The sequence below is a fragment of the Enterobacter sp. MEB024 genome (assembly GCF_030209635.1).
Taxonomy (GTDB): Bacteria; Pseudomonadota; Gammaproteobacteria; order Enterobacterales; family Enterobacteriaceae; genus Enterobacter; species Enterobacter ludwigii.
In genome coordinates this window covers 391377-411616 of sequence record NZ_JARVRQ010000003.1, presented here as the reverse complement: position 1 = coordinate 411616, position 20240 = coordinate 391377, and the positions used below count along the sequence as shown (strand labels likewise).

The window sequence follows — 20240 nt, the reverse complement described above, 5'->3', positions numbered from 1 at the left end:
TTTTCGACCTGATTTTAGACATGAGGATGGTAGGCAAACAGCGCAGGTGCCCCGCCGGTGTGAACAAACAAAATCGGCCCTTCATCCTTAAAGCGCTTCTGTTCAATGCCATCGATAAGACCGGCCATCGCTTTGCCCGTATACACGGGATCAAGCAGTATACCCTCGAGGCGCGCCAGCAATTTCACCGCGTCCATCCCCTCTTCATTAGGCGTGCCGTAGCCTGGTGCAAAATAGTCGTCCCAGAGCTGGATATCAGCCGTTGCCTTCAACGCCAGTTGCTCTGCCACCGCCTGCTGTAAGGTGACCACTTTCGGCTTCTGGTCCGCGACGCTACGCGATACCGTCACGCCAATAAGCTCGACATCGGGTAATAATTGCTCCAGACCTACGGCCAGCCCTGCGTGGGTACCTGCACTGCCGGAAGCAACAACGACAGAAGAGAGGCTGACCGCCCCCTCGCATTGCTGGGCAATCTCCAGCGCACTTTCCACATACCCCAGCGCGCCCAGCGCATTCGAGCCGCCGACAGGAATAACGTAGGGACGAAAACCCTGCGCTTCCAGACGCGTCGCCAGTTCATCAAGTTGTGCGGTCGGGTCGGTTAATGCCTCGACCATTTCGACTTGTACGTTAAACAGATCCAGCAGCAGACGGTTGCCGTTAGTCAGATAGTTTTCTGCTTGCGTTCCAATTGGGTTTTCCAGCAATGCCACACAGTGGAGACCCAGCTTTGCAGCCACCGCGGCGGTCTGGCGGACATGGTTAGACTGAATGGCACCTGCGGTAATGAGCGTATCCGCGCCTTCACGCAGGGCGTCAGCGGCCAGAAACTCCAGCTTACGGAGCTTATTGCCCCCCATCGCCATCGGCGTTACGTCATCGCGCTTGATAAAAATATCGCGTCCTAAATAGTCAGAAAATCGCGGCAGATACTCCAGTGGAGTCGGCGCGCCGATAAACTCCAGGCGGGGAAAGCGCGTTAAATTCTGTAGTGACATGGGTTCTCCGGTAACACTGACTCAATGTGATATTTTTCATTATGCACGCAGACGCGTAAGAAATAAAAAAGGCGCTTTTAAAAGCGCCTTTTTTTAACGTCAAAGACTTATTTCGTGACGTCTGCCCCGAACCACTTCTCAGAAAGGGCTTTCAGGCTGCCGTCTTTTTGCATGTCAGCAATCGCGGAGTCAATCGCTTTAACCAGGTCGTCGTTGCCTTTACGAACGGCTACACCGGATTCCTGACGAGAGAACGCATCACCGGCTACCGCCAGGGTATTGTTGGTTTTCTTCACCAGATCCAGCGCGGCCAGACGGTCAACCAGAATCGCATCAATACGACCTACGCGGAGATCCTGGTATTTTGTCGGGTCATCATCGTAAGTGCGGATATCCACACCCTGAACGTTCTGGCGCAGCCACTCTTCATAGTTGGTTCCCAGACCGACACCGACTTTTTTGCCTTTCAGGTCAGCGGCCGTTTTGATGGTGCCTTCGTTACCTTTCTTCACCAGCGCCTGGATACCAGACACGGTGTACGGCGTGGAGAAGTCATACTTCTTCTTACGCTCGTCAGAAATGGTCACCTGGTTAATCACCACATCAATACGTTTGGAATCCAGCGACGCCAGCATACCGTCCCATTTGGTCGGTTTGATGGAGGCTTTCACGCCAAGGTGTTTCGCCAGTTCCTGTGCAAATTCCACTTCAAAACCGGTGAGTTTACCGTCATCGCCCTGGAAGCTGAACGGAGGATAGGTTCCTTCCAGCCCGACCAGCAGCGTACCGCGCTCTTTCACTTTATTCAGCAGATTTTCTGCGGCGAACGTTTTCACGCTCATACCCGCGACCAGCGCGACTGCCATTACACCCATCAGCGCCTGACGACCCAGAAGTGCTAATTTCATAAATACCCCGATATAGTGGAATTTTTGAGTAGTGTAGAGAAATCACCTGCAAGGTCAAAGGCGACTGCGCTACATCTTATTCTTTTTTAATATATATCAGAAGTTGTTCCAGCGTGGGCTTTCTGCTTTATGACACCCGGCATTTGTACCTTATATTGTGCATACTTGCGCAGCGCAATGCGGTAGTTGTTGGTGCTGGTCGCAGGCAACCACGGCTCAAGATTCTCATCCAGATAGCCGGTCTTCAGCAGATCGTGGGAGATGTTGTTCACGGTGAGATGTTGTCCGAGACGGCGCAGGCGGACGACATATTCGCGTACGGTTCCGTGGCTCATCTCCGTTTGTTCAAACAGGAATTGTTTGAAGCCGATAATGTCGAAGAAGTCGCTTTGCTCTTTGCAGTGGAGATCACCGCAGAAACGGCAAAGTGCCACCCACTCTTTTTGTTCTTCGAGCCATGCTGCTTCATCCATCAACGTGTCGAGGCGTGAAATCGCGATCTTATTAACGATTTCGCCTCGACGAACCAGCGTGATACGATCGAGTAACTTGTTACAGTGGGCGCAATGCGTCTGGCTGTGTTTAAAGTCTTTCAGGTAGCGGCTTAAAGGCCGTCTTTTAGATTGCTGCACCGTCATGATAACTCCTGGTTGTCAATACGTTGTGCGGCATTTTTCAGGTGAATCAATCACCTATAACTTACCCAGCTTTGTGCGTAAACGTTTAATGGCCTGGCTGTGCAACTGGCTTACCCGAGACTCCCCCACTTCCAGAACAGCGCCAATCTCTTTGAGATTAAGCTCTTCCTGATAATAGAGGGTCAACACCAGCTGTTCGCGCTCAGGTAAAGCCTCAATCGCTTCCATTACGCGCTGGCGTAAATTACCTTCCATTAAATGGTGTAACGGGTTTTCTTGCTGATGCTCATCCGTCACCAGCTCGATGCTATCGCCATGCTCTTCTCGCCACTCGTCATAAGAGAAGAGTTGGCTATTATTGGTATCGAGCAACATCTGACGATACTCTTCAACAGCAATGCCAAGACGTTCCGCCACTTCTGTTTCCGTTGCGTTACGTCCCAGTTCCTGTTCCAGCTGCCCCATCGCATGCGCCACTTCGCGCGCGTTGCGGCGAACACTGCGCGGCACCCAGTCGCGGCTGCGCAGCTCATCCAGCATCGCACCACGAATACGCTGAACTGCGTAAGTCGTAAATGCCGTTCCTTGCAGAGCGTCGTATCGGTCAACTGCATTCAATAACCCGATACCGCCCGCCTGTAGCAGATCGTCAAGTTCCACGCTCGCCGGCAAACGCACCTGGAGGCGCAATGCTTCGTGACGCACCAGTGGGACATAACGCTGCCACAGCGAGTGTTTATCCATTACACCTTCAGCGGTATAGAGTGAATTCACGATAAACAGCCCTGCGTTAGTTGAGTTATCGGCATGATTATCCGATTCTGCAGGGCGTTCAATTGGATGAATAGTGGGTAAAATAAGGGGTTATTTGGGGGTTACCGATGCATGCAGGGATAACATGCATCCTGTGGTAAGGATAACGTCAGCCTTTTTTACATAGCAAGAATATACTTGAACATAAATCAGGGTATTGATGGCCTAACTCGTAGCACCCCTCAAGATATTGCTTTGAGATGATATCTGTCTGTAAAAGTTTGTCCCACTGGAAATTAGCGAGCGCCTTGAAAAAAATACCCGTGCGATAAACAACGTTAAGTCCCGCAAGACGGGCATCTCTTTCAAGAGTATCCAGAGAATAAGTACAACGATGGCCATGCTGAAACTCAGCCTCCGTCACCGCACTGTTATGCGAGATTAAGTTCATTTTTACGGCAATCTGTCGGGAGGCGGCATGCGCATTTGGACAAACCAAAAAAAAGTGGCCTTCATCCGTTAACCATTCATTATTAATGCGTTTTAAGAGGTTAACGGGATCGTCAATATGCTCCAGCACATGGGTGAGAATAATATTGTCATAACGCTCCGGCAGTTCAACATCCTCAAAGCGGGAATGCACAAACGAGACATTTTCCCCCAGGCGCTTACTGGCGATATTCATCGCCTCTGCCGAGGCTTCCACGCAGGTGATGTCGCTGAATTTTTCGGTCAATCGTGCGGTAAAATCACCTTTAAAACTACCAAGTTCAAGTAAATTACCCGGCTTAAAAAATGGTGTGAACGCACGGATCATAAAAGGGTGCATCACATCAAAATCAAAGTTATAGGCATACTGATGATCGGCAGTATCTTTGATTTCCAGATTGTAATCACGAAGGGTCATGTTGTTATCTCACTGTGCAAAGTCATGGTTATCTTTGAAGCGTTTGATCTGCCGAAGATAAATCCATGCTTTAGATATAAATGTTGTGCCGACACGTTATTCTTATCGACTTCAAGATTAATTTCCATCACACCCAGGGACTGTAGATGTTCAATGCTTTGAATTAATAGCTTGCTACCCACACCGCAATGCTGGGCGTCAGGCAAAACGGAAACATGAGTAATAAATCCCTGCTGACGCTGCGCGTTATAATAGGCTGCAACCAGTCCGGTGAGCGTGTTGTTATGCCAGGCTTCGGTTCGCCATGCCCGCTCCGCTATTTTTTTGGCATAGTCCTGCAACGCGATTATTTCGGTAATAGACGCGACAAAAAGCGGGTCACACTGATTAAAGTGTTCGACGATCTCCTCCGGTGAGGCACGGTTCTGGCAAAACGCCCAGCAATTCATAACACCAGTTCCGCCAGGCCAAATCCTGCTTTGCCAAACGCGTTACCGTTATAAAGCAAATAAACTTTCTCATCGCAGCGGAACAGATGGGGATAGCACTGCATTTCGCTGTCCCAGTCATTCACGGACGCGAGCGACGCCATCTGGCTGTCGTCACGATGCCAGTGGTGTAAATCATCAGACCAGGCATAGCCCAGACGATAGCCGCGCCCCTGCTCTGTGCGGAAATCGAAACACTCACGGAAGCAAAAGACCATATGATAACGGCCATTGATTTCAATCACCGTCGGCAGTGCCTGGCATTCATCGTCCCCCAGTACGGAAGGGATAATTTGCTGGCTGTCACGCTGCCAGTGGATGCCATCGTGTGATTCCGCATGAGCAATTTTATAGATGCGATCCGGAACCGAATCCGGTGTGCGCTTCTTCCAGCCCGTTCCAAAGATGTACCACATGTGGAAACGTTCACAGGTATGTATAACAAAGGCATCTCCCACTAAGTGTGGCTCGTGCAATGAGGGGCCCATCACGGGCCCAGTACCGAAACGGGTGAAGTGTTCGCCATTGTCTGTGCTTACCGCAAAACCAATGGCTGTATCAACCGAGACCGAAACGCGACGATTCCAGCCCGTCGTCCATGCCATGATTTTTCCTTCATGACGCAGAACGTTACAAGGGAAAATACCGTGCTCATCGAATGTGCCCAACTCAGCAGATGCTATCACCGGCTCGGGACTGATACGAAGCACCTCCCGCAAAGATTTATCCATATCCACATAGCAGACACGGCTAATAAACTTTGCTGAATTCGCCTCCCGCTCACGCGTGGAAAAGTAGATTCGGACAAAGTCATTAAACACCAGCGCTTGCGGAGACTGGGCAAAACCCACCCCATTTGCCAGAGGAGGAACCTGTGAAGGCGAATAGATAAGCCCGTGCTTACGCCATTTCAGGGTCAGCATAATTTGCCCTCAAGTTGTGCCAGGCCAAAGCCATAGCGGCCCACCTGATCCCCCAGATAAGCCATGTAAATATTGCCATCGAGTTCAAAAACGTGTGGGTAGCTGATCATTTCTGCATCCCATCCGGAAGCAGAAACGTCAATGCCAGCTTTGCTATCATCCCGGTGCCACGACATCATATCCAGACTCCACGCGTAGCCGATGCGGTAACCGTTCTGCTTTCCGCGGTAATGGGCGCTGTAGCGGTAGCAAAAAAACATATGGTATTTGCCGTTGGCGTAAAAGACATCCGGGCTGGCCTGTGCCTCGTCCTCTTCGATACGGCTGGGGATCAGATCTTTATTCAGCTTCGTCCAGTTGATGCCATCTTCAGATGTCGCCATGCGAATCTTGTAGACCGGCTCTGCGCGGCCATCCACCCATTTCCATTTGCGACCAGCAATATAAAAAAGCTGCCATTGGTTATTGAATCTTCGAATTTTCGGCCCACTCATTACAAACGGCTCATCCGGAGAGTAACCGATTGCTGGCCCCGGACCCGCTTTAACAAAGGTCTCCCCCTGGTCATGGCTTACTGCCATGCCAATTGCCACGTTGAACGGCACCGATTCGCAGCGAGTCCAGCCTGCATACCAGGCTTTTACCACATCCTTATCGCGCATCACGGAGACGGGATAGGTACCAAATTCGTCAAATTCTCCGTATCCACCCAGCGGGAGAATCGGTTCACGGGCAAAGCGCAATACCTGGAAGAGATCGTCACGAGCCAAATCCACCCAAGCGGAATAGCTGACATATTTCCCCTGTTCATCAGCAGGCGGGCGGCAGGAGAAATAGACGCGCACGAAATCATCAAAGATCAGCGTCGCAGGGGCCTGAGCAAACTCTTTAAGCCAAGGGAGATGAGTCACCTCCTGCGGGGTAAAGACCTTACCCAATTTTTTCCATGTAAACATATTAAATTAACTCATAACCAAGTTGCAGGCGACGAACCACCTCATCGCGAGAGTTAAACATCATGACGTCAATAATGGACAGCCAGGGAATAAACGCCGCGTCAGAATGCGGGTAGTGCCACGGTTGCGGCTGGATAAATTGCAGCTGAAGCCCGCGTTCGACAAAATCCTGCCGGGAATAGAGCGCCATGCCCCCCGGGGGGTTAATATACGTACGGACGTTCATCACCTGACAAATATCGATGACGCGATCCTGAGACTTTAACGCGTGATTCGCCGGTAACGAAGACGAGACAATTAGCTCACACGAGAAGCCAAAATAGTCCCGCAACCGGTTCAGGCCCAGCCACAGATAATTAAAAAGATTATCCTCCGGGTTCTGAATAATCTCCTCAACGATCGGCATTACCGCGGAAAATGAGGGTGCGTGGCGATACGCACCGACAATTTGATTGCACAGCTTATTGCGGTCAAATGCTGCTGAGAGCTGCCGCTCCCTGATATCCAGAAAGTCCGAGTCTTTTTTTAGTGGCAGCGAGATTAATGACTCCGCACCGCGAACCTGAATACGGTTACGGTTAATCCACCCTTTTTTCGTGTACTTGATGTTGTCATACACCACGAAAGCATCCACTGCCGCCATCAGTTGGAAATAGCCGCAATACGGGAAAAAATAGGGTTGCATGATCGCCAGCTTCATCGGTTTTCTTTCCTATCCATTGACCACAAGCGCAGGCTCTGCCGCACGGGCGGCATTGATAAAGAGTTCCTGGATAATCTCAATAATACGACGTTGATCGGCCACCAGTAGTCCGGGATAGATGGGCAGGCAGAGCACCGCATGAGAAATTTCATCGGCAACCGGGAGATGTTGTGCATTCGCCGTCGGGAAGTGGCGATACATCGGGAACGCGCTGATAAGCGGATAGAAATAACGGCGGGCATAGATATTATGCTTGCGTAATTCCGAATAGATAGCATCCCGGCTGACCGCCGAATCTTCGCGGATAAGTACCGGGAAGTAGGAGTAATTCCATTCAATATTACTGGCAGGTTTAATGTACTCCAGCGCCGGAAGAGCGGAATCGAGCAGTTCAACGTAACGTTGATAAATAACCGCGCGTTCCTGCAGCGCACTGTCAATATACTTTAACTGCAGCAGCCCCATGGCCGCCTGCACTTCATTCATTTTGGCGTTAATACCCGGCGCCATCACAATGGTTTCATCGGCAAAACCAAAGTTTTTAAGATAATCGATGCGCTGCTTGGTTTTGGCATCATGGCAAATAATGGCCCCCCCTTCGAAGGTATTAAACACCTTTGTGGCATGGAAGCTCAGTACGGACAGATCGCCATAATTGAGAATGCTGGCGTTATCCTGTTTGACGCCGAAACAGTGGGCCGCATCGTAAATCACCTTCAGTCCATAGGTATCGGCAATCTTCTGGATGCGTTCCATATCGCACGGAATACCATAGCAGTGGACTGGCATGATCGCCGTCGTTTTAGGCGTAATCAGTTCTTCAATGCGATCCGGATCGATATTAAAAGTGGCGGGGTCAATATCAGCAAACACCGGTGTTAAATCATTCCACAGCAGGCTGTGAGACGTGGCGACAAAAGAGTATGGCGTGGTGATCACTTCACCGGTTATACGCAATGTCTGAAGCGCCGTCAGCAACGCGAGCGTGCCGTTGGAGAACAGGCAGACATGTTTTACCCCAAGATACGCCGCCAGCGCCTCTTCCAGTTGCTGATGGAATTGCCCGCTGTTGGTCAAAATTTTACTTTCCCACAAGGTCTCCAGGTAAGGGATGAACTCCTCAAGGGGCGGAAGAAGTGGACTGGTAACGTAGACATTTTTCATAAGTTAATCCTCAGTACCTGATACCTGGAAACTGCGGGGTGCTTCATCAGCACACCATTTTCGCCAGGCCCCGCGCAGGGCCTGCTGGAAAGGAATCGCCACATTGCTCTGGCTCTGGAGTGGGATTGTGCTCCGCATGCTTTGACGCAAAGCGCTGAGGGTTTCCAGTCGGGTTTGCCAGCTAACGGCCTTGTCGAAATAGTCTTGCTGACTTTCCGCCACAAACTCATCCAGCCCGTAAATATGCAAGATCTCCAGCCCCTGCCGCGCGGGATAGGTTGCGCCTGCCAGGGTAAGCGTCGGGACGCCCATCCATATGCCATGACTGGTGGTGGTTCCCCCGTTGTACGGGAAGGAATCAAGCAACATGTCTACCTCATGATGCATATGAAGATACGACTCCAGTCCCGTCGTTTTACGGAAGATAAGCTGCTCATCCGATACGCCCAGCGCATTGAGCTTTTTGCGGTAGCGGGCGATCATCGCATCGTCATCCATAAAACCAATCAGCAAACGTGACGTGGCGTTATGCAGCAGAATGCGCGCCCACAACGCAAAGACCTGGTCATTCAATTTTTTCGGGCGGTTGAAACTACCGTAGGTAAACCAGCCGTTCGTTAGGGCTGGCAAGGCATTGACGTCAGGGCTGGAAGCATCCGGCTCAAAGAAGTTATCGAGTGGAATCGCGATCAGCTTTTCAGTGAACTGAGCGTCTATCGCAGCATTCCTGACAAACCCGGTGCTGATAATGCGGTAATCCATCTGCCGCATCCCGGTCGTGCCCGGGTAACCGAGCCAGGTGATTTGCACCGGCGCAGGCTTAAAGGCAAACGCGGGTAAACGCGTCCCGGTGGTATGACCCGAGAGATCAAAAAGAATATCAATCCCGTCGCTGTGGATCTGTTTTGCCAGCTCAACGTTATTGAGATGGGTAACAGATAACCACTTCGTCGAGGTGTTACGGAAGTGCTCCGTGACGGCATCATCTTTATCCAGCGTACTATATCCGTAGAGGGAAAACCGCTCCCGATCCATGCCGTCCCAGAACGGGCGCAGGAAGCGGCTTACGGGATGGTTACGGAAGTCTCCGGAGACAAAGCCGACGCGCAACGGCCGCTCAGGATCCTTACTACCCTGCCACGGCAGCGCCAGGTCGAAGTTTGTCGCCCACTCGGTCACCAGTTCACCATAGGCAAGATGGCGATTGAAAAGCACTTCCGGCGAGACAGAAAAATCGTGGGTAAGAACAAACAGCAGGCTGGTGAAACAGTCAAAATCACCCGGCGCAAACTCGAGCGATTTCTCGAGGAAATAGCGTGCTTCCGTCAGTTTCTGATTATCACTGAGAATAATGCCCATCATCGCGAGATGCAGCGGATTCGTGGCGTTATAGCGCAACGATTCCCTGGCGCAGCGTTCAGCCATGGCCATATTGCGACGCGCATGATAAACCACCGCCAGCGTATTCCAGAATGACGCATTATGTTTATTCAACCGCAGCAGCGCCTGCAGGATCCGGGCGGCATAATGCAGCTCACCTTTTTTCTGCAGCACGGTTGCCAGGTCGAACCAGATATCCTGCCCAGCAGAGTAGCGGCTCATGAGCTGGCAGAGTGCCAACAGAGCCTCGTCCCAGTCGCCCATCAGCAGGCTTGCACGGGAAGAGCAGCGAAGCAGATGCAGATTATGAGGATCGTTTTCAATCTGTCCCGTAATGTAATCGCGCGCGTCTTTCGCCAGACCTGCGGCAATCAGCGCGTTTACGTTTTGGTAAATGAGATCGATGCCAGGATCCTGTTCATCCCTCTCCCCTGCCATAATCTGCCCGTCAACAAGTAAACCGCCCTGTTGCGATCCGACATTAAGCAGTAAAAGCGTATCAATGTTGCTTTTAAGGTAGTCGACATCCCCCAGACGCAAAAAACGCTGCAGTGCTTTGCGCCAAGCTTCAGGGGTACCTTTCAATAGTCCTTTCGCCTTCAGTGCAGAAAAGCACTCTCGGCTTCTGGCCTGATTCACATCCATGCCGGCAATCGCGAACTCCCGTTCGTCGTCACTGAGGGTCACACGCTCCCCCCAGAGATTAAGCATGATGTCAAAGTCTTGCCCTACCAGAAGAGGAGCAATTAACGTGAGTTCACTTTCAGGCTGAACATTGTAAGGCCCCGGTGAACCCGCCCAGTGGAGCCCCGGAATTTGGTTGAGAAAGAGATCTTTTAGAGATTCAAGTACGCTCTGGGAGACATCCTCCTCTTTTTCGGGAAGACGAGCGTTGCTCACCAGTTGATCAAATGACAGGCTCAGCGGCCATGCGCCGCCAAGCAGATCGAGAATATGCAGCGTCGTGGTATTTTGCGTCGAGAAAAATTTCCCTTCAGCGTTGGTGTGAGCATTGACGATCTCGCCGCGATCGTTGCGGCAACGTCTGAAATCACCGGCCCAGTGCAGCGTGTTTAACCGGGTAAAATCCAGCGCCGCCGCGTTAACAGTATTATCACGGGAAAGCAGGCTGACGCGCTCGCGACGGTTGACGGCAAAATCGAGATATTGCTGCGCGGCAATCGATGCCTGCCCAGATGAGACCAGTGCGTGCAGCTGATGAATTTGCTCGCTAAAGCTCTCACCCGTTTCGTACTGAGGCAGCGCATCCCCCACGTAGCGCAGCCCGCAGGATGAGAGAGTATCGGTGAACTGAAGGAACTGCCCGGAGATGTGCGTGGCGCTTGCCAGGCTCTCAATAAGGGTCGTGTCGTCAACGCGCTCCATCGCGAGCACATAGTCTTTGATCTCCCCTTCCGGCTGGGTCAATGCCAGATAGCTGAGCATACCACGAGCAAAAGCAACCTTCTCATCTGACCGGCCCGCAAGGCGTGCGTGGAAGGCCAACGCATCCTGAACGTATTGTGCCGCGGATTCAGGCGGGGTAAAAATCTGGTGGATGGCAATAATGCCATACGCCGACAGGTGGCGACGACACCACTGCAACAGCGCGTCACGCTCTGGCATGCCTGCAGGAATAAAGTCCCCGCGAATAAGAATGTAATCGAACTCACCCGGTGACACGCTCAGCACATCGTTAAGACCCGCCGCAACCAGTTCAATACTGACGATACCCAGACGCTGCGCCTGCCTCTGCCCCGCTGCAATAGCGTCTTCGTTAATATCAATACCTATCCCGACACAATCAGGCCAGGCCAGCGCAGCGGATAACAACACCTCGCCCTGTCCGCAACCTAAATCCAGGACGCGTGCATTCTCAGGTGCCCCGGCAGGAAACTGATACAGGGCAGCGGCGGCCTGCAGACCCGATAGCGTGAATCGATTATCTGGATACAACATACAGAGAAAGTTCCATGAGTTCAGTGGTTAGCAAAAATAGGTTTGTTGCATCGCAGCTTTGTAGTTCTGGTACGCTTCGCCGCCTGATTTTTGCGTGGTCACTGTCCAGCTGAACGTGGCGTCGGTGTAGCGAATATCGATCAGTTTCTCCAGCGGCTCGCGATGAATGGCCATCTGCTCAACCGCAGGCAGTGCATCCAGCGCGACAGAAAGTGCGACCTGGTCGAGGAACCACTCCGCATTGCCGCGGCGTAGATTCCAGTCAATAAATGTCGCAACAAGCGACAGGTATTTACGCGAAAGCGTCCCCGGAGCCGTATAGACAAAGCCGGCGGGAACCTGCTCCCATGGCGGTGCGCCGTTACTGTAAGAGAGGACAATTTCCTTATCAGGAAGATGTTGCTTAATATCGGCCCAGTTCTTACGAACGAGACAATCTGCATCAAGAACAATAACTGGAGAGGTGAACACGCTCAGTGCATAGCTGAGGAAAACAAAACGTCTTGAGGCGTACCAGACATTGATACCAAAAACGGGCGCAATCTTTTCGGCTGTCGCCGATATCACCATTCCCGGAAAATGCTGGTGCAGCGAATGAACGTGCGCCTTTGTCTCATCATCAGGGTTATAAAGATGCAGGTGAACGTTAAGCTGGTCGCCGTTGGTATGGAAGATCGAACCTAACAGCGTCAGGGCGTGATCGAAGTAATAGCGTTTGTCGCACGCTACCAGAACCGTTGTTTTTCCGTTTTCCTCTGCCGGAAGAAGCCACTCGTAGTGCGAAAAATCAGGCTCATAATCAGGCATGTTCAGGGCGGAGAAATCGATGAACGTTTCAGGGCAGCCACCCAGTTTATGAATCCCCGTGACGATCATTAGCATCGTTAACGCGTCTTCACCAATATGTTCAGGATCGGCGGTTAGCTGCTGGATAAGCGTCTGCATCTGATTAAAATCATCTTCCATCAGGCACACTAACAGCAATATTTTCATCACGGTTGGGGATGGACTCACCACCGCGTAGTAGTTTGAAATCAGGAATAAGGCGGCGTCAATTTCGTTAATACGGAAGAAAACCTGAATACCCGCTACCAGAAGATTTATGCTGTCGTCATGCTGAAGCGCCTCTACGACCCAACCGGTAATGGTTTCACTCAGCTCTTGCGAAAAGAGTGTTGGCTTGCCCTGGTTTTTAAAATCAAACGCGGCGTTTGCTGCAGCGATCGCGCACAGCATGCGCTTAACAGCGAGTTCTTTTTGTGCATCCAGATCGGTCGTTGCGTCCATGATCTGGGGTTCGAGCGTGGCAATATCAGAATTTTTATAGTGCAGGATTTCGGTTACAACATGCGCAGGCAATGCATCCGTTTCTGGCAAAAAGATTAGCCGTGAAAATTCATCACGGTAATACTGATGCAGCGATCGTGTACGCTCGAACTTGTTCATCCCGATTCTCTTAGTAAGATTGCGATTCTTACCCATCGTACAAGGGAATATTCGAGATAATGGAAGGAACACCCCCGGTAATAATGGCTTATTTCGGAGATTGTCTGGCGGGCAAAAAAAAGGTTGCTGTCTCCAGCAACCTTTATGAAACAGACGCGGCGATTAACGCAGCAGAGACAGCATAGCCTGAGGAACCTGGTTTGCCTGAGACAGTACAGAAGTACCAGCCTGCTGCAGGATCTGCGCGCGAGACATGTTGGAAACTTCGGTAGCGTAGTCAGCGTCCTGGATACGGGACTGAGCAGCAGACAGGTTATTGATAGAGTTGTTCAGGTTGTTGATGGTAGATTCAAAACGGTTCTGAATCGCACCCATGTTAGAACGCGCGGTATCAATTTTCGCGATTGCAGCATCAGCAGCAGAGATAACAGCCTGTGCAGAGGCGTTATCGGAGATTGCAGTGCTCAGACCAGCGCTCAGGGTACCAGAGGTCGCGTTGATCAGCGCGTTGCTGTCTACAGAGATGGTGTCGTTAGCAGAAGTACCAGCACCAACCTGAATTTTCAGCGCGGTAGATACAGAGCCGTCCAGCAGTTTTTTACCGTTGAAGTTAGCTGAGCCCGCGATACGGTCGATTTCAGCCAGACGCTGAGTAATTTCAGTGTTGACGGAAGTCAGGTCAGAAGAACCGTTGGTGTCGGTAGCAGCCTGAACAGACAGCTCACGAATACGCTGTAAGTTGGTGTTGATTTCGTTCAGGTTACCTTCAGCAGTCTGAACCAGGGAGATGCCGTCGTTGGCGTTACGCGCCGCCTGGGTCATACCTTTAATCTGGGAGGTCATGCGGTTAGCAATCGCCTGGCCAGCAGCGTCATCTTTCGCGCTGTTGATACGCAGACCAGAGGACAGACGCTCGATAGCAGTGCCCAGAGAAGACTGAGATTTGTTCAGGTTGTTCTGAGTGGTCAGGGACAACAGGTTAGTATTGATAACTGCCATAATTTTAATTCCTTCAAAAATGGTTTCTAGGGTCGGTGCCTAACACTCACGGCGTCTCTCACCGTCAACAAGGTTATCGACGCTCGAACAGCAGACTTTAGAAAATATCGAAGAAAATATTTAATTATTTGTTTTATAAAGATTTATTTTGCTCTAAAGCGGCTACAGAGTGCATGATGAATAAAAGATTAACGCAAAAAATCACCGTCTTATTCTCTTCGGTATATTTCTTCGTCATGCACCCTGTTGATTTAAAACGCGTCATTTAGGTCGCTTATTCAGCGATATATTTTTTAAGCTTGCCGTAAACTTTTCGTCGAACGGGCCGATAAACGACTGAAACATCCATTAAGAAGGAACACTACATGGCGACTATCAGTAATCTCGGGGTGGGCATGCCCGGCCTGTCAGATCTGTACGATAAGCTGCAGGCAGCAGAAGAAACAAAATTGACGGCTATTGCCAAGCAAAAAACCACCTACGACGCGCAGATTACCGGTTACGGCAAATTACAAAGCGCCCTGACGAATCTGCAAACCGCAGCTGCTAAGCTCGCAAAAACAGATACGTGGAACTCAACCTCCATTAGCAGCACCAATACTGCATTTTCGGCTATCAGTACCTCCGGCGCTAACGTTGGTGATGTGACAGTCAACGTGAGCAAGATTGCTAAAGGCCAGGTGCTGACAACCACGCCAGGCACTATCGACAGCAATACTAAGCAGTTAGGTGGCACCACGGGCACCAACAGCCGAACCATTACCATTACCCAGGCAGGCGCTGACAGTAAACCACTGACGGTAACCCTGGCCGATGGCGATACCTCCCTGAACGGGATCGCTAAAGCCATTAATGCTGCCAACGGCAGTGTCTCGGCAAGTGTGGTGAAAGCGGATGATGGCGACTATCGTCTGATGCTGACCTCCAAAACCACCGGTACCGATTCTGATATGACGGTAACAGTGACCGGCGACGATACGCTGAAAGGCATCATTGGCAGTGGCGCACTTACCGAACAGGTAAAATCACAAAATGCCGTCGTTAACGTCAACGGTATCCAGATTGTCCGCCAGACCAATACCATCACTGACGCCATTCCAGGGGTAACATTAACCCTGAAAGCACAGAGCACAGCCGATGAAACCCTGACCGTAACCCGCTCTACAGACGATAACAAAAAAGCCATTACAGAATGGGTAACTGCCTATAACTCTCTGCAGTCCACCATTGCCTCATTGACGAAATATGAGCCACCTGCGGTGGGTGCAACCGCCCAGTCTTCGAATAACGGCGTACTGATGGGTGACAGTACTATCCGCGGAGTACAATCCGATCTGCGTGCTTTATTGACCAATGTGCAGAGCGGTTCCTATGCCATTATGGCCCAACTTGGCATCACACAGGACCCGGTCAAAGGCGCGGACGGCGCGGTTGGCAACCTGAAAATTGATGATAAGAAATTAACCAAGATCCTCACGGACGATCCGGCTGGTGTACAGGCCTATTTTGTGGGTGACGGGAAAACGACCGGTTTCGCTACCCAGATGAATAACAAGCTAACCGATATGCTGAGCACGTCTGTCGGCAAAGAAGGCGTTATTCAGAATGCGAAGGACGGTATTAACGCCACGCTCAAATCCATCGGTAAACGTTATGACGCGATGGAGTTGACGATTGAAGCCACGATGGCGCGCTATAAAAAGCAATTTAACGATTTAGATAAGCTGGTCACAAAATTCAACGGCACGGCCACTTATTTGACCCAACAGTTCAGCAGTAAGTAAGAAAGGAAACGATATGTATAGCAAATCTGGTGTACAAGCCTATCAGCAGGTAGGTCTTGAATCTGCTGTCTTGAGTGCCAGCCCGCACCAGTTGGTTGTCATGTTGTTCGACGGTATCCATAGCGCGCTTATCCGGGCGCGCCTTTTCCTTGAGCAGGGGGACATCCCGGCAAAAGGAGAGGCCCTGTCTAAGGCCATTAATATTATCGAAAATGGCCTTAAGGCTGGGTTAAATATGGATGTGGGAGGAGAACTCCCCCGCAACCTTTCTGCGCTTTACGACTATATGGTACGCCGTTTGTTACATGCCAATCTGCGCAATGACATCGAGGCGATTACCGAAGTCGAGGCTCTGCTGCTCAATATTTCCGACGCCTGGAAGCAAATCGGCCCGGGTTATACTCCCAAGCAGGATTAACTTTAATGAACGACTCCAGCTTATCCCTTAAAAAGTGGCATGCTCTTTATGCGCTTAGCAATACAATGCTGAGCCTTGCTCAATCCGGGAAATGGGATGAGCTCATCGAACAGGAGGTTGCATACGTTTCGCTGGTTGAAGAGATCAGTACGACTCCTTTTCCGCCCGACAGCAAACACATCCAGGATCAGGCGATGGTGATACTGAATCAGGTGCTGCAGAATGAGCTCCTCCTCAAGGATTTGTTGCAGGAAAGAATGAGTGAGTTGAGCGGTCTTATTGCCCAAACCAACAAGCAAAAAAACGTTAACGTTACCTACGGGAAGTTGTCAGGCAACATATTATTTCCCGGAGAGATGAATCATTAATTCACATTAGCGATTCTTGATCCATACTCCAGAAGTCTGCCAAACGGCTTCTGGAGCACGGACGATGAAAAACCCCACCCTGTTACAATGTTTTCACTGGTATTACCCTGCGGGCGGTGAATTGTGGCGAGAGGTCACGGCGTTAGCCCCCAATCTTAACGAAATCGGCATCAATATGATCTGGTTGCCGCCAGCCTGTAAAGGCGCATCCGGCGGGTACTCGGTCGGATACGACACTTACGATCTCTTCGACCTCGGTGAGTTTGACCAGAAAGGCAGCGTCGCCACCAAGTACGGTGACAAAGCTCAGCTGCTGGAGGCCATCGACGCACTCAAAAGTAATGAGATCGCCGTCCTCCTTGACGTGGTGGTTAACCACAAAATGGGCGCGGACGAGAAAGAACCCGTCCGCGTTCAGCGCGTCAACGAACAGGATCGCACGCAGATCGACGATGAGATCATTGAGTGTGAAGCCTGGACACGCTACACCTTCCCTGCCCGTGCCGGGCAATATTCGCAGTTTATCTGGGATTACAAATGCTTCAGCGGCGTCGACCATATTGAAAACCCCGATGAAGACGGCATTTTTAAAATCGTCAACGACTACACCGGTGAAGGCTGGAACGACCAGGTTGATGATGAGATGGGTAATTTTGATTACCTGATGGGCGAAAACATTGATTTTCGCAACCATGCCGTCACCGAGGAGATCAAATACTGGGCCCGCTGGGTCATGGAACAAACTGGCTGTGACGGTTTTCGTCTGGACGCCGTCAAACACATTCCCGCCTGGTTTTATAAGGAGTGGATTGAACACGTTCAGGAAGTTGCAACGCAACCGTTGTTTATCGTGGCGGAATACTGGTCCCACGAAGTGGATAAACTGCAGGCCTATATTGACCAGGTCGATGGCAAGACGATGCTGTTCGATGCCCCCCTGCAGATGAAATTCCACGAAGCATCGCGCCAGGGTCGGGAATACGACATGAGCCAAATCTTTACCGGCACCCTGGTCGAAGCCGATCCGTTCCATGCGGTAACTCTGGTTGCCAACCATGACACTCAGCCTTTGCAGGCACTGGAAGCGCCGGTTGAAGCGTGGTTTAAACCGCTGGCCTATGCCCTGATCCTGCTGCGTGAAAACGGAGTACCCAGCGTCTTTTATCCGGATTTATTCGGTGCCAGCTATGACGATACGGGCGGTGACGGCGAAACCTACCATATTGATATGCCGGTCATCGAGCAGCTTCACGAGCTGATCCTCGCCCGCCAGCGTTTTGCCCACGGTGTGCAGACGCTGTTCTTCGATCACCCAAACTGTATCGCCTTCAGCCGCAGCGGCACCGAAGACGATCCTGGCTGTGTGGTGGTGATGTCGAATGGCGATGACGGCGAGAAAGTGATTTGTCTGGGTGAAAACTACGGCAACAAAACGTGGCGTGATTTTCTCGGCAATCGCGAAGAAACGGTCACTACCGCAGCGGATGGCGAAGGCACCTTTACCTGCAAAGGTGGAAGCGTCAGCGTGTGGGTGATTGAGGATGCGTTGTAGTTGTAAAAGCATCTGACGTGAATTGAATGCCGGGTCAGGCGAAGCTGCCACCCGGCAACATGCACTACGGAAGTTTACTCTCAAGCGGATTTTTGCTCAGATAATCTGCGCACTCTACCGTCGGGCGATCGACCTTCTGTAGCTCCATACCATCATACTCAAGAACAGAGCCATCGCGCTCCAGCGGATAAATATCCAGCTTGCGGGTGACGTTATAATAACTGTTTGAACGCAGCATGATTTTACCCGGTACAGCGATCACGCGCTGCCACTGACGGCAGTCCAGCGTATCGCCCTCCTCCGTCACCACCAGCGTGGCAATCGCCTCTGGGCTCACCATTTTGCTCTGCGGCCCTTTTGACTGCCAGTACCCTGCCAGATGCGCCGGGACGGGGTGTTTGATCACTTCCTGATAGTTATCCACCTGAACGCACCCGGTCAGTGCCAGCAGCGCGCCAGCAATTGCTATTTTTTTCATCATCTTTCCTGCATTCGAAGAAAAAAATATTGTGGCATTAAAGCGCTTAGGCTGCCAGCGAAGATCGACGGGTCTTAACATAAGGAATGAGGACTTTACTGAAGCCTGTCAAAACCCCGTTGAGACGGGGTTTTATATGACAGTTTGAGGGAGAATTAATACAGACTCGAGATAAACGCGCTTACAGGTTCTGGCAACAAATCCTGTGGGTGATCGCCACCGAAGGTAGCCCACTTGCTTTTGCCATTGATAATGGTTGATGCAACACGATTATTAGATTCAGCATTATAAACAGTGATTTTCACTTCAATCTTGTCTGGAATGCCGGACCACTCAGTTGCACGATCCTCCCAGTGCAGTATCTGTGGGACCACATAATATCCCCGGCTGAGTGTATGCCGGTTTTTCAGACATGCGAGATCATCACAGTCATTAAAAACTGTCACATTATCTGAATACCGCAAAAATGCCGCTTTTACAGCATCCGCCGTTGCTTTGCCAGAACCAGAATAAGTATGTGTTTCATATACGCCGTCAGTTGGCTGAGAGATCGCAACTGGAGCATCTTTTGACAGGGATTCTGTACGCTCCTGAATATTATTTGTGCTGTATTTGGCGGAACAACCTGCCAGTAAAATTGCAGAAAAAAACAGAAACAAACTTTTCACTTTTCTATCCCTGTAAAATAAAGGAGTTACATTTTATCAGGCCAGTCCAGGTGAAACACATGTTTGCATCATGAAGACGTAACAAAACTGATGATATGTGTCGGGGAGGGCCCAGCTCTGGAAGACGAAAAATGACCGGATGAGACGCCTGTCCAAAACGAAATGTCATTAGCTTTGCCCCGCCCATGCCCCACAACATGTATGAGGGCAATAATTAACTATAAATAGCATTAGGTTAGATAACTTAAACCTGCATCCCCATCACTTCCTGATAAGCAGACACAAGCTTATTACGCACCTGAATCCCCATCTGCAGGGAAACCGAGGCTTTTTGCAAATCGGTCATCACATCATTCAGTGCCACGCCCGGCTCGCCGAGGGTGAACTTCTCCGCCTGAGTACGTGCGGCGGTCTGGGTATCGCTGATACGGTCAAGCGCGGCGTGCAGTTGTCCTGCAAAACTGATGCTCGGTTGTTCTGCCACATTCTGATTACGGGCCGTCATCGCCGTTGCCTGCAACTGACTGATCACCCCTTCAATACCCTGTATAGCCATGACTCTCCCCTGAATGGTTTTTTACGGGGTCAAGACTAACAGCTTGTCAATAAGATAATGGCGGTAAATAGCGTGAAAAAACCAGGTTATTTGACGCATAGAAAATCCTGAATCATCAAATAATGGCAGGGCCATCAATATGGAACTTTTGTCGTGTTTGCCGACCCGGGAGTCAGTTTTGTTTCTCTACA

The 20240-nt window shown here is 50.8% G+C and carries 20 protein-coding genes; 4 read left to right on the top strand and 16 right to left on the bottom strand.

Annotation, left to right across the window (positions count from 1 at the left end):
- Window positions 1-14 precede the first annotated feature (14 nt).
- From dcyD to QRN24_RS08055, 13 genes are all read right to left on the bottom strand, one after another.
- Complete coding sequence (dcyD, locus tag QRN24_RS08115; protein WP_047366323.1) at window positions 15-1001, bottom strand: D-cysteine desulfhydrase; 987 nt, start codon at window positions 999-1001, stop codon at window positions 15-17.
- A gap of 107 nt (window positions 1002-1108) precedes the next feature.
- Window positions 1109-1909, bottom strand: coding sequence for a cystine ABC transporter substrate-binding protein (tcyJ, locus tag QRN24_RS08110; protein WP_020883350.1), 801 nt, complete (start codon window positions 1907-1909; stop codon window positions 1109-1111).
- 86 nt (window positions 1910-1995) lie between these two features.
- Entirely contained in the window at window positions 1996-2547 is a 552-nt protein-coding gene (gene fliZ / locus QRN24_RS08105; RefSeq protein WP_284942607.1) for a flagella biosynthesis regulatory protein FliZ, read from the bottom strand.
- Between the two features lie 54 nt (window positions 2548-2601).
- A complete protein-coding gene (locus QRN24_RS08100; RefSeq protein WP_014170714.1) occupies window positions 2602-3321 on the bottom strand; it encodes an RNA polymerase sigma factor FliA in 720 nt (239 codons plus the stop codon).
- A gap of 148 nt (window positions 3322-3469) precedes the next feature.
- A complete protein-coding gene (locus QRN24_RS08095; protein ID WP_032680753.1) occupies window positions 3470-4207 on the bottom strand; it encodes a class I SAM-dependent methyltransferase in 738 nt (245 codons plus the stop codon).
- The gene (locus QRN24_RS08090; protein WP_047355476.1) at window positions 4204-4656 is read right to left on the bottom strand and encodes a GNAT family N-acetyltransferase; all 453 of its coding nucleotides are present in this window, start codon (window positions 4654-4656) and stop codon (window positions 4204-4206) included. Before QRN24_RS08090 ends, QRN24_RS08095 begins: the two co-directional genes overlap by 4 nt.
- Entirely contained in the window at window positions 4653-5618 is a 966-nt protein-coding gene (locus QRN24_RS08085) for a glycoside hydrolase family protein (RefSeq protein WP_284942606.1), read from the bottom strand. Before QRN24_RS08085 ends, QRN24_RS08090 begins: the two co-directional genes overlap by 4 nt.
- The gene (locus QRN24_RS08080) at window positions 5612-6574 is read right to left on the bottom strand and encodes a glycoside hydrolase family protein (RefSeq protein ID WP_032680750.1); all 963 of its coding nucleotides are present in this window, start codon (window positions 6572-6574) and stop codon (window positions 5612-5614) included. The genes QRN24_RS08085 and QRN24_RS08080 overlap by 7 nt, the downstream gene beginning before the upstream one ends.
- A 1-nt stretch (window position 6575) precedes the next feature.
- Window positions 6576-7274, bottom strand: a complete 699-nt coding sequence (locus QRN24_RS08075) for a WbqC family protein (protein ID WP_032680749.1) — start codon at window positions 7272-7274, stop codon at window positions 6576-6578.
- A 12-nt stretch (window positions 7275-7286) separates the two neighbouring features.
- On the bottom strand, window positions 7287-8441 hold the full coding sequence (locus tag QRN24_RS08070) for a DegT/DnrJ/EryC1/StrS family aminotransferase (protein WP_032680748.1): 1155 nt from the start codon (window positions 8439-8441) through the stop codon (window positions 7287-7289).
- A 3-nt stretch (window positions 8442-8444) separates the two neighbouring features.
- On the bottom strand, window positions 8445-11780 hold the full coding sequence (locus QRN24_RS08065) for a bifunctional class I SAM-dependent methyltransferase/glycosyltransferase (RefSeq protein ID WP_284942605.1): 3336 nt from the start codon (window positions 11778-11780) through the stop codon (window positions 8445-8447).
- A gap of 27 nt (window positions 11781-11807) precedes the next feature.
- Window positions 11808-13226 carry a hypothetical protein gene (locus QRN24_RS08060; RefSeq protein WP_284942604.1) on the bottom strand — a complete coding sequence of 473 codons (1419 nt, stop codon included), beginning with the start codon at window positions 13224-13226 and terminating at the stop codon, window positions 11808-11810.
- Between the two features lie 162 nt (window positions 13227-13388).
- Complete coding sequence (locus tag QRN24_RS08055; RefSeq protein WP_284445072.1) at window positions 13389-14225, bottom strand: flagellin N-terminal helical domain-containing protein; 837 nt, start codon at window positions 14223-14225, stop codon at window positions 13389-13391.
- 365 nt (window positions 14226-14590) lie between these two features.
- Between QRN24_RS08055 and fliD the strand changes: the two genes are divergently transcribed.
- From fliD to amyA, 4 genes are all read left to right on the top strand, one after another.
- Window positions 14591-16009: a flagellar filament capping protein FliD gene (gene fliD, locus QRN24_RS08050; RefSeq protein ID WP_032680745.1), complete on the top strand. Its 1419-nt coding sequence runs from the start codon at window positions 14591-14593 to the stop codon at window positions 16007-16009.
- 13 nt (window positions 16010-16022) lie between these two features.
- Window positions 16023-16427, top strand: a complete 405-nt coding sequence (gene fliS / locus QRN24_RS08045; protein ID WP_014170724.1) for a flagellar export chaperone FliS — start codon at window positions 16023-16025, stop codon at window positions 16425-16427.
- Window positions 16428-16432: 5 nt separating this feature from the next.
- Window positions 16433-16795 carry a flagella biosynthesis regulatory protein FliT gene (gene fliT, locus QRN24_RS08040; RefSeq protein ID WP_014170725.1) on the top strand — a complete coding sequence of 121 codons (363 nt, stop codon included), beginning with the start codon at window positions 16433-16435 and terminating at the stop codon, window positions 16793-16795.
- A gap of 64 nt (window positions 16796-16859) precedes the next feature.
- The gene (gene amyA / locus QRN24_RS08035; protein WP_020883341.1) at window positions 16860-18347 is read left to right on the top strand and encodes an alpha-amylase; all 1488 of its coding nucleotides are present in this window, start codon (window positions 16860-16862) and stop codon (window positions 18345-18347) included.
- Between the two features lie 64 nt (window positions 18348-18411).
- Here the strand turns inward: amyA and yedD are convergent, their stop codons facing one another.
- The 3 genes from yedD to fliE all read right to left on the bottom strand — a co-directional run bounded on the left by yedD (window position 18412) and on the right by fliE (window position 20049).
- Window positions 18412-18825 carry a lipoprotein YedD gene (gene yedD / locus QRN24_RS08030; protein WP_284942603.1) on the bottom strand — a complete coding sequence of 138 codons (414 nt, stop codon included), beginning with the start codon at window positions 18823-18825 and terminating at the stop codon, window positions 18412-18414.
- A 155-nt stretch (window positions 18826-18980) separates the two neighbouring features.
- The gene (locus QRN24_RS08025) at window positions 18981-19493 is read right to left on the bottom strand and encodes a DUF4823 domain-containing protein (RefSeq protein ID WP_047955788.1); all 513 of its coding nucleotides are present in this window, start codon (window positions 19491-19493) and stop codon (window positions 18981-18983) included.
- Between the two features lie 244 nt (window positions 19494-19737).
- Window positions 19738-20049, bottom strand: a complete 312-nt coding sequence (gene fliE / locus QRN24_RS08020) for a flagellar hook-basal body complex protein FliE (RefSeq protein ID WP_014170728.1) — start codon at window positions 20047-20049, stop codon at window positions 19738-19740.
- Window positions 20050-20240 lie beyond the last annotated feature (191 nt).

Bases quoted from the DNA above. Each gene is read 5' to 3' on its own strand.
- fliE (WP_014170728.1), bottom strand. From the start codon at position 20,049: ATGGCTATACAGGGTATTGAAGGGGTGATCAGTCAGTTGCAGGCAACG.
- fliD (WP_032680745.1), top strand. From the start codon at position 14,591: ATGGCGACTATCAGTAATCTCGGGGTGGGCATGCCCGGCCTGTCAGAT.
- amyA (WP_020883341.1), top strand. From the start codon at position 16,860: ATGAAAAACCCCACCCTGTTACAATGTTTTCACTGGTATTACCCTGCG.
- QRN24_RS08075 (WP_032680749.1), bottom strand. From the start codon at position 7,274: ATGAAGCTGGCGATCATGCAACCCTATTTTTTCCCGTATTGCGGCTAT.
- fliT (WP_014170725.1), top strand. From the start codon at position 16,433: ATGAACGACTCCAGCTTATCCCTTAAAAAGTGGCATGCTCTTTATGCG.
- QRN24_RS08090 (WP_047355476.1), bottom strand. From the start codon at position 4,656: ATGAATTGCTGGGCGTTTTGCCAGAACCGTGCCTCACCGGAGGAGATC.
- QRN24_RS08055 (WP_284445072.1), bottom strand. From the start codon at position 14,225: ATGGCAGTTATCAATACTAACCTGTTGTCCCTGACCACTCAGAACAAC.
- QRN24_RS08070 (WP_032680748.1), bottom strand. From the start codon at position 8,441: ATGAAAAATGTCTACGTTACCAGTCCACTTCTTCCGCCCCTTGAGGAG.
- QRN24_RS08095 (WP_032680753.1), bottom strand. From the start codon at position 4,207: ATGACCCTTCGTGATTACAATCTGGAAATCAAAGATACTGCCGATCAT.
- tcyJ (WP_020883350.1), bottom strand. From the start codon at position 1,909: ATGAAATTAGCACTTCTGGGTCGTCAGGCGCTGATGGGTGTAATGGCA.
- fliZ (WP_284942607.1), bottom strand. From the start codon at position 2,547: ATGACGGTGCAGCAATCTAAAAGACGGCCTTTAAGCCGCTACCTGAAA.
- QRN24_RS08065 (WP_284942605.1), bottom strand. From the start codon at position 11,780: ATGTTGTATCCAGATAATCGATTCACGCTATCGGGTCTGCAGGCCGCC.
- QRN24_RS08060 (WP_284942604.1), bottom strand. From the start codon at position 13,226: ATGAACAAGTTCGAGCGTACACGATCGCTGCATCAGTATTACCGTGAT.
- QRN24_RS08085 (WP_284942606.1), bottom strand. From the start codon at position 5,618: ATGCTGACCCTGAAATGGCGTAAGCACGGGCTTATCTATTCGCCTTCA.
- yedD (WP_284942603.1), bottom strand. From the start codon at position 18,825: ATGAAAAAAATAGCAATTGCTGGCGCGCTGCTGGCACTGACCGGGTGC.
- fliS (WP_014170724.1), top strand. From the start codon at position 16,023: ATGTATAGCAAATCTGGTGTACAAGCCTATCAGCAGGTAGGTCTTGAA.
- QRN24_RS08080 (WP_032680750.1), bottom strand. From the start codon at position 6,574: ATGTTTACATGGAAAAAATTGGGTAAGGTCTTTACCCCGCAGGAGGTG.
- dcyD (WP_047366323.1), bottom strand. From the start codon at position 1,001: ATGTCACTACAGAATTTAACGCGCTTTCCCCGCCTGGAGTTTATCGGC.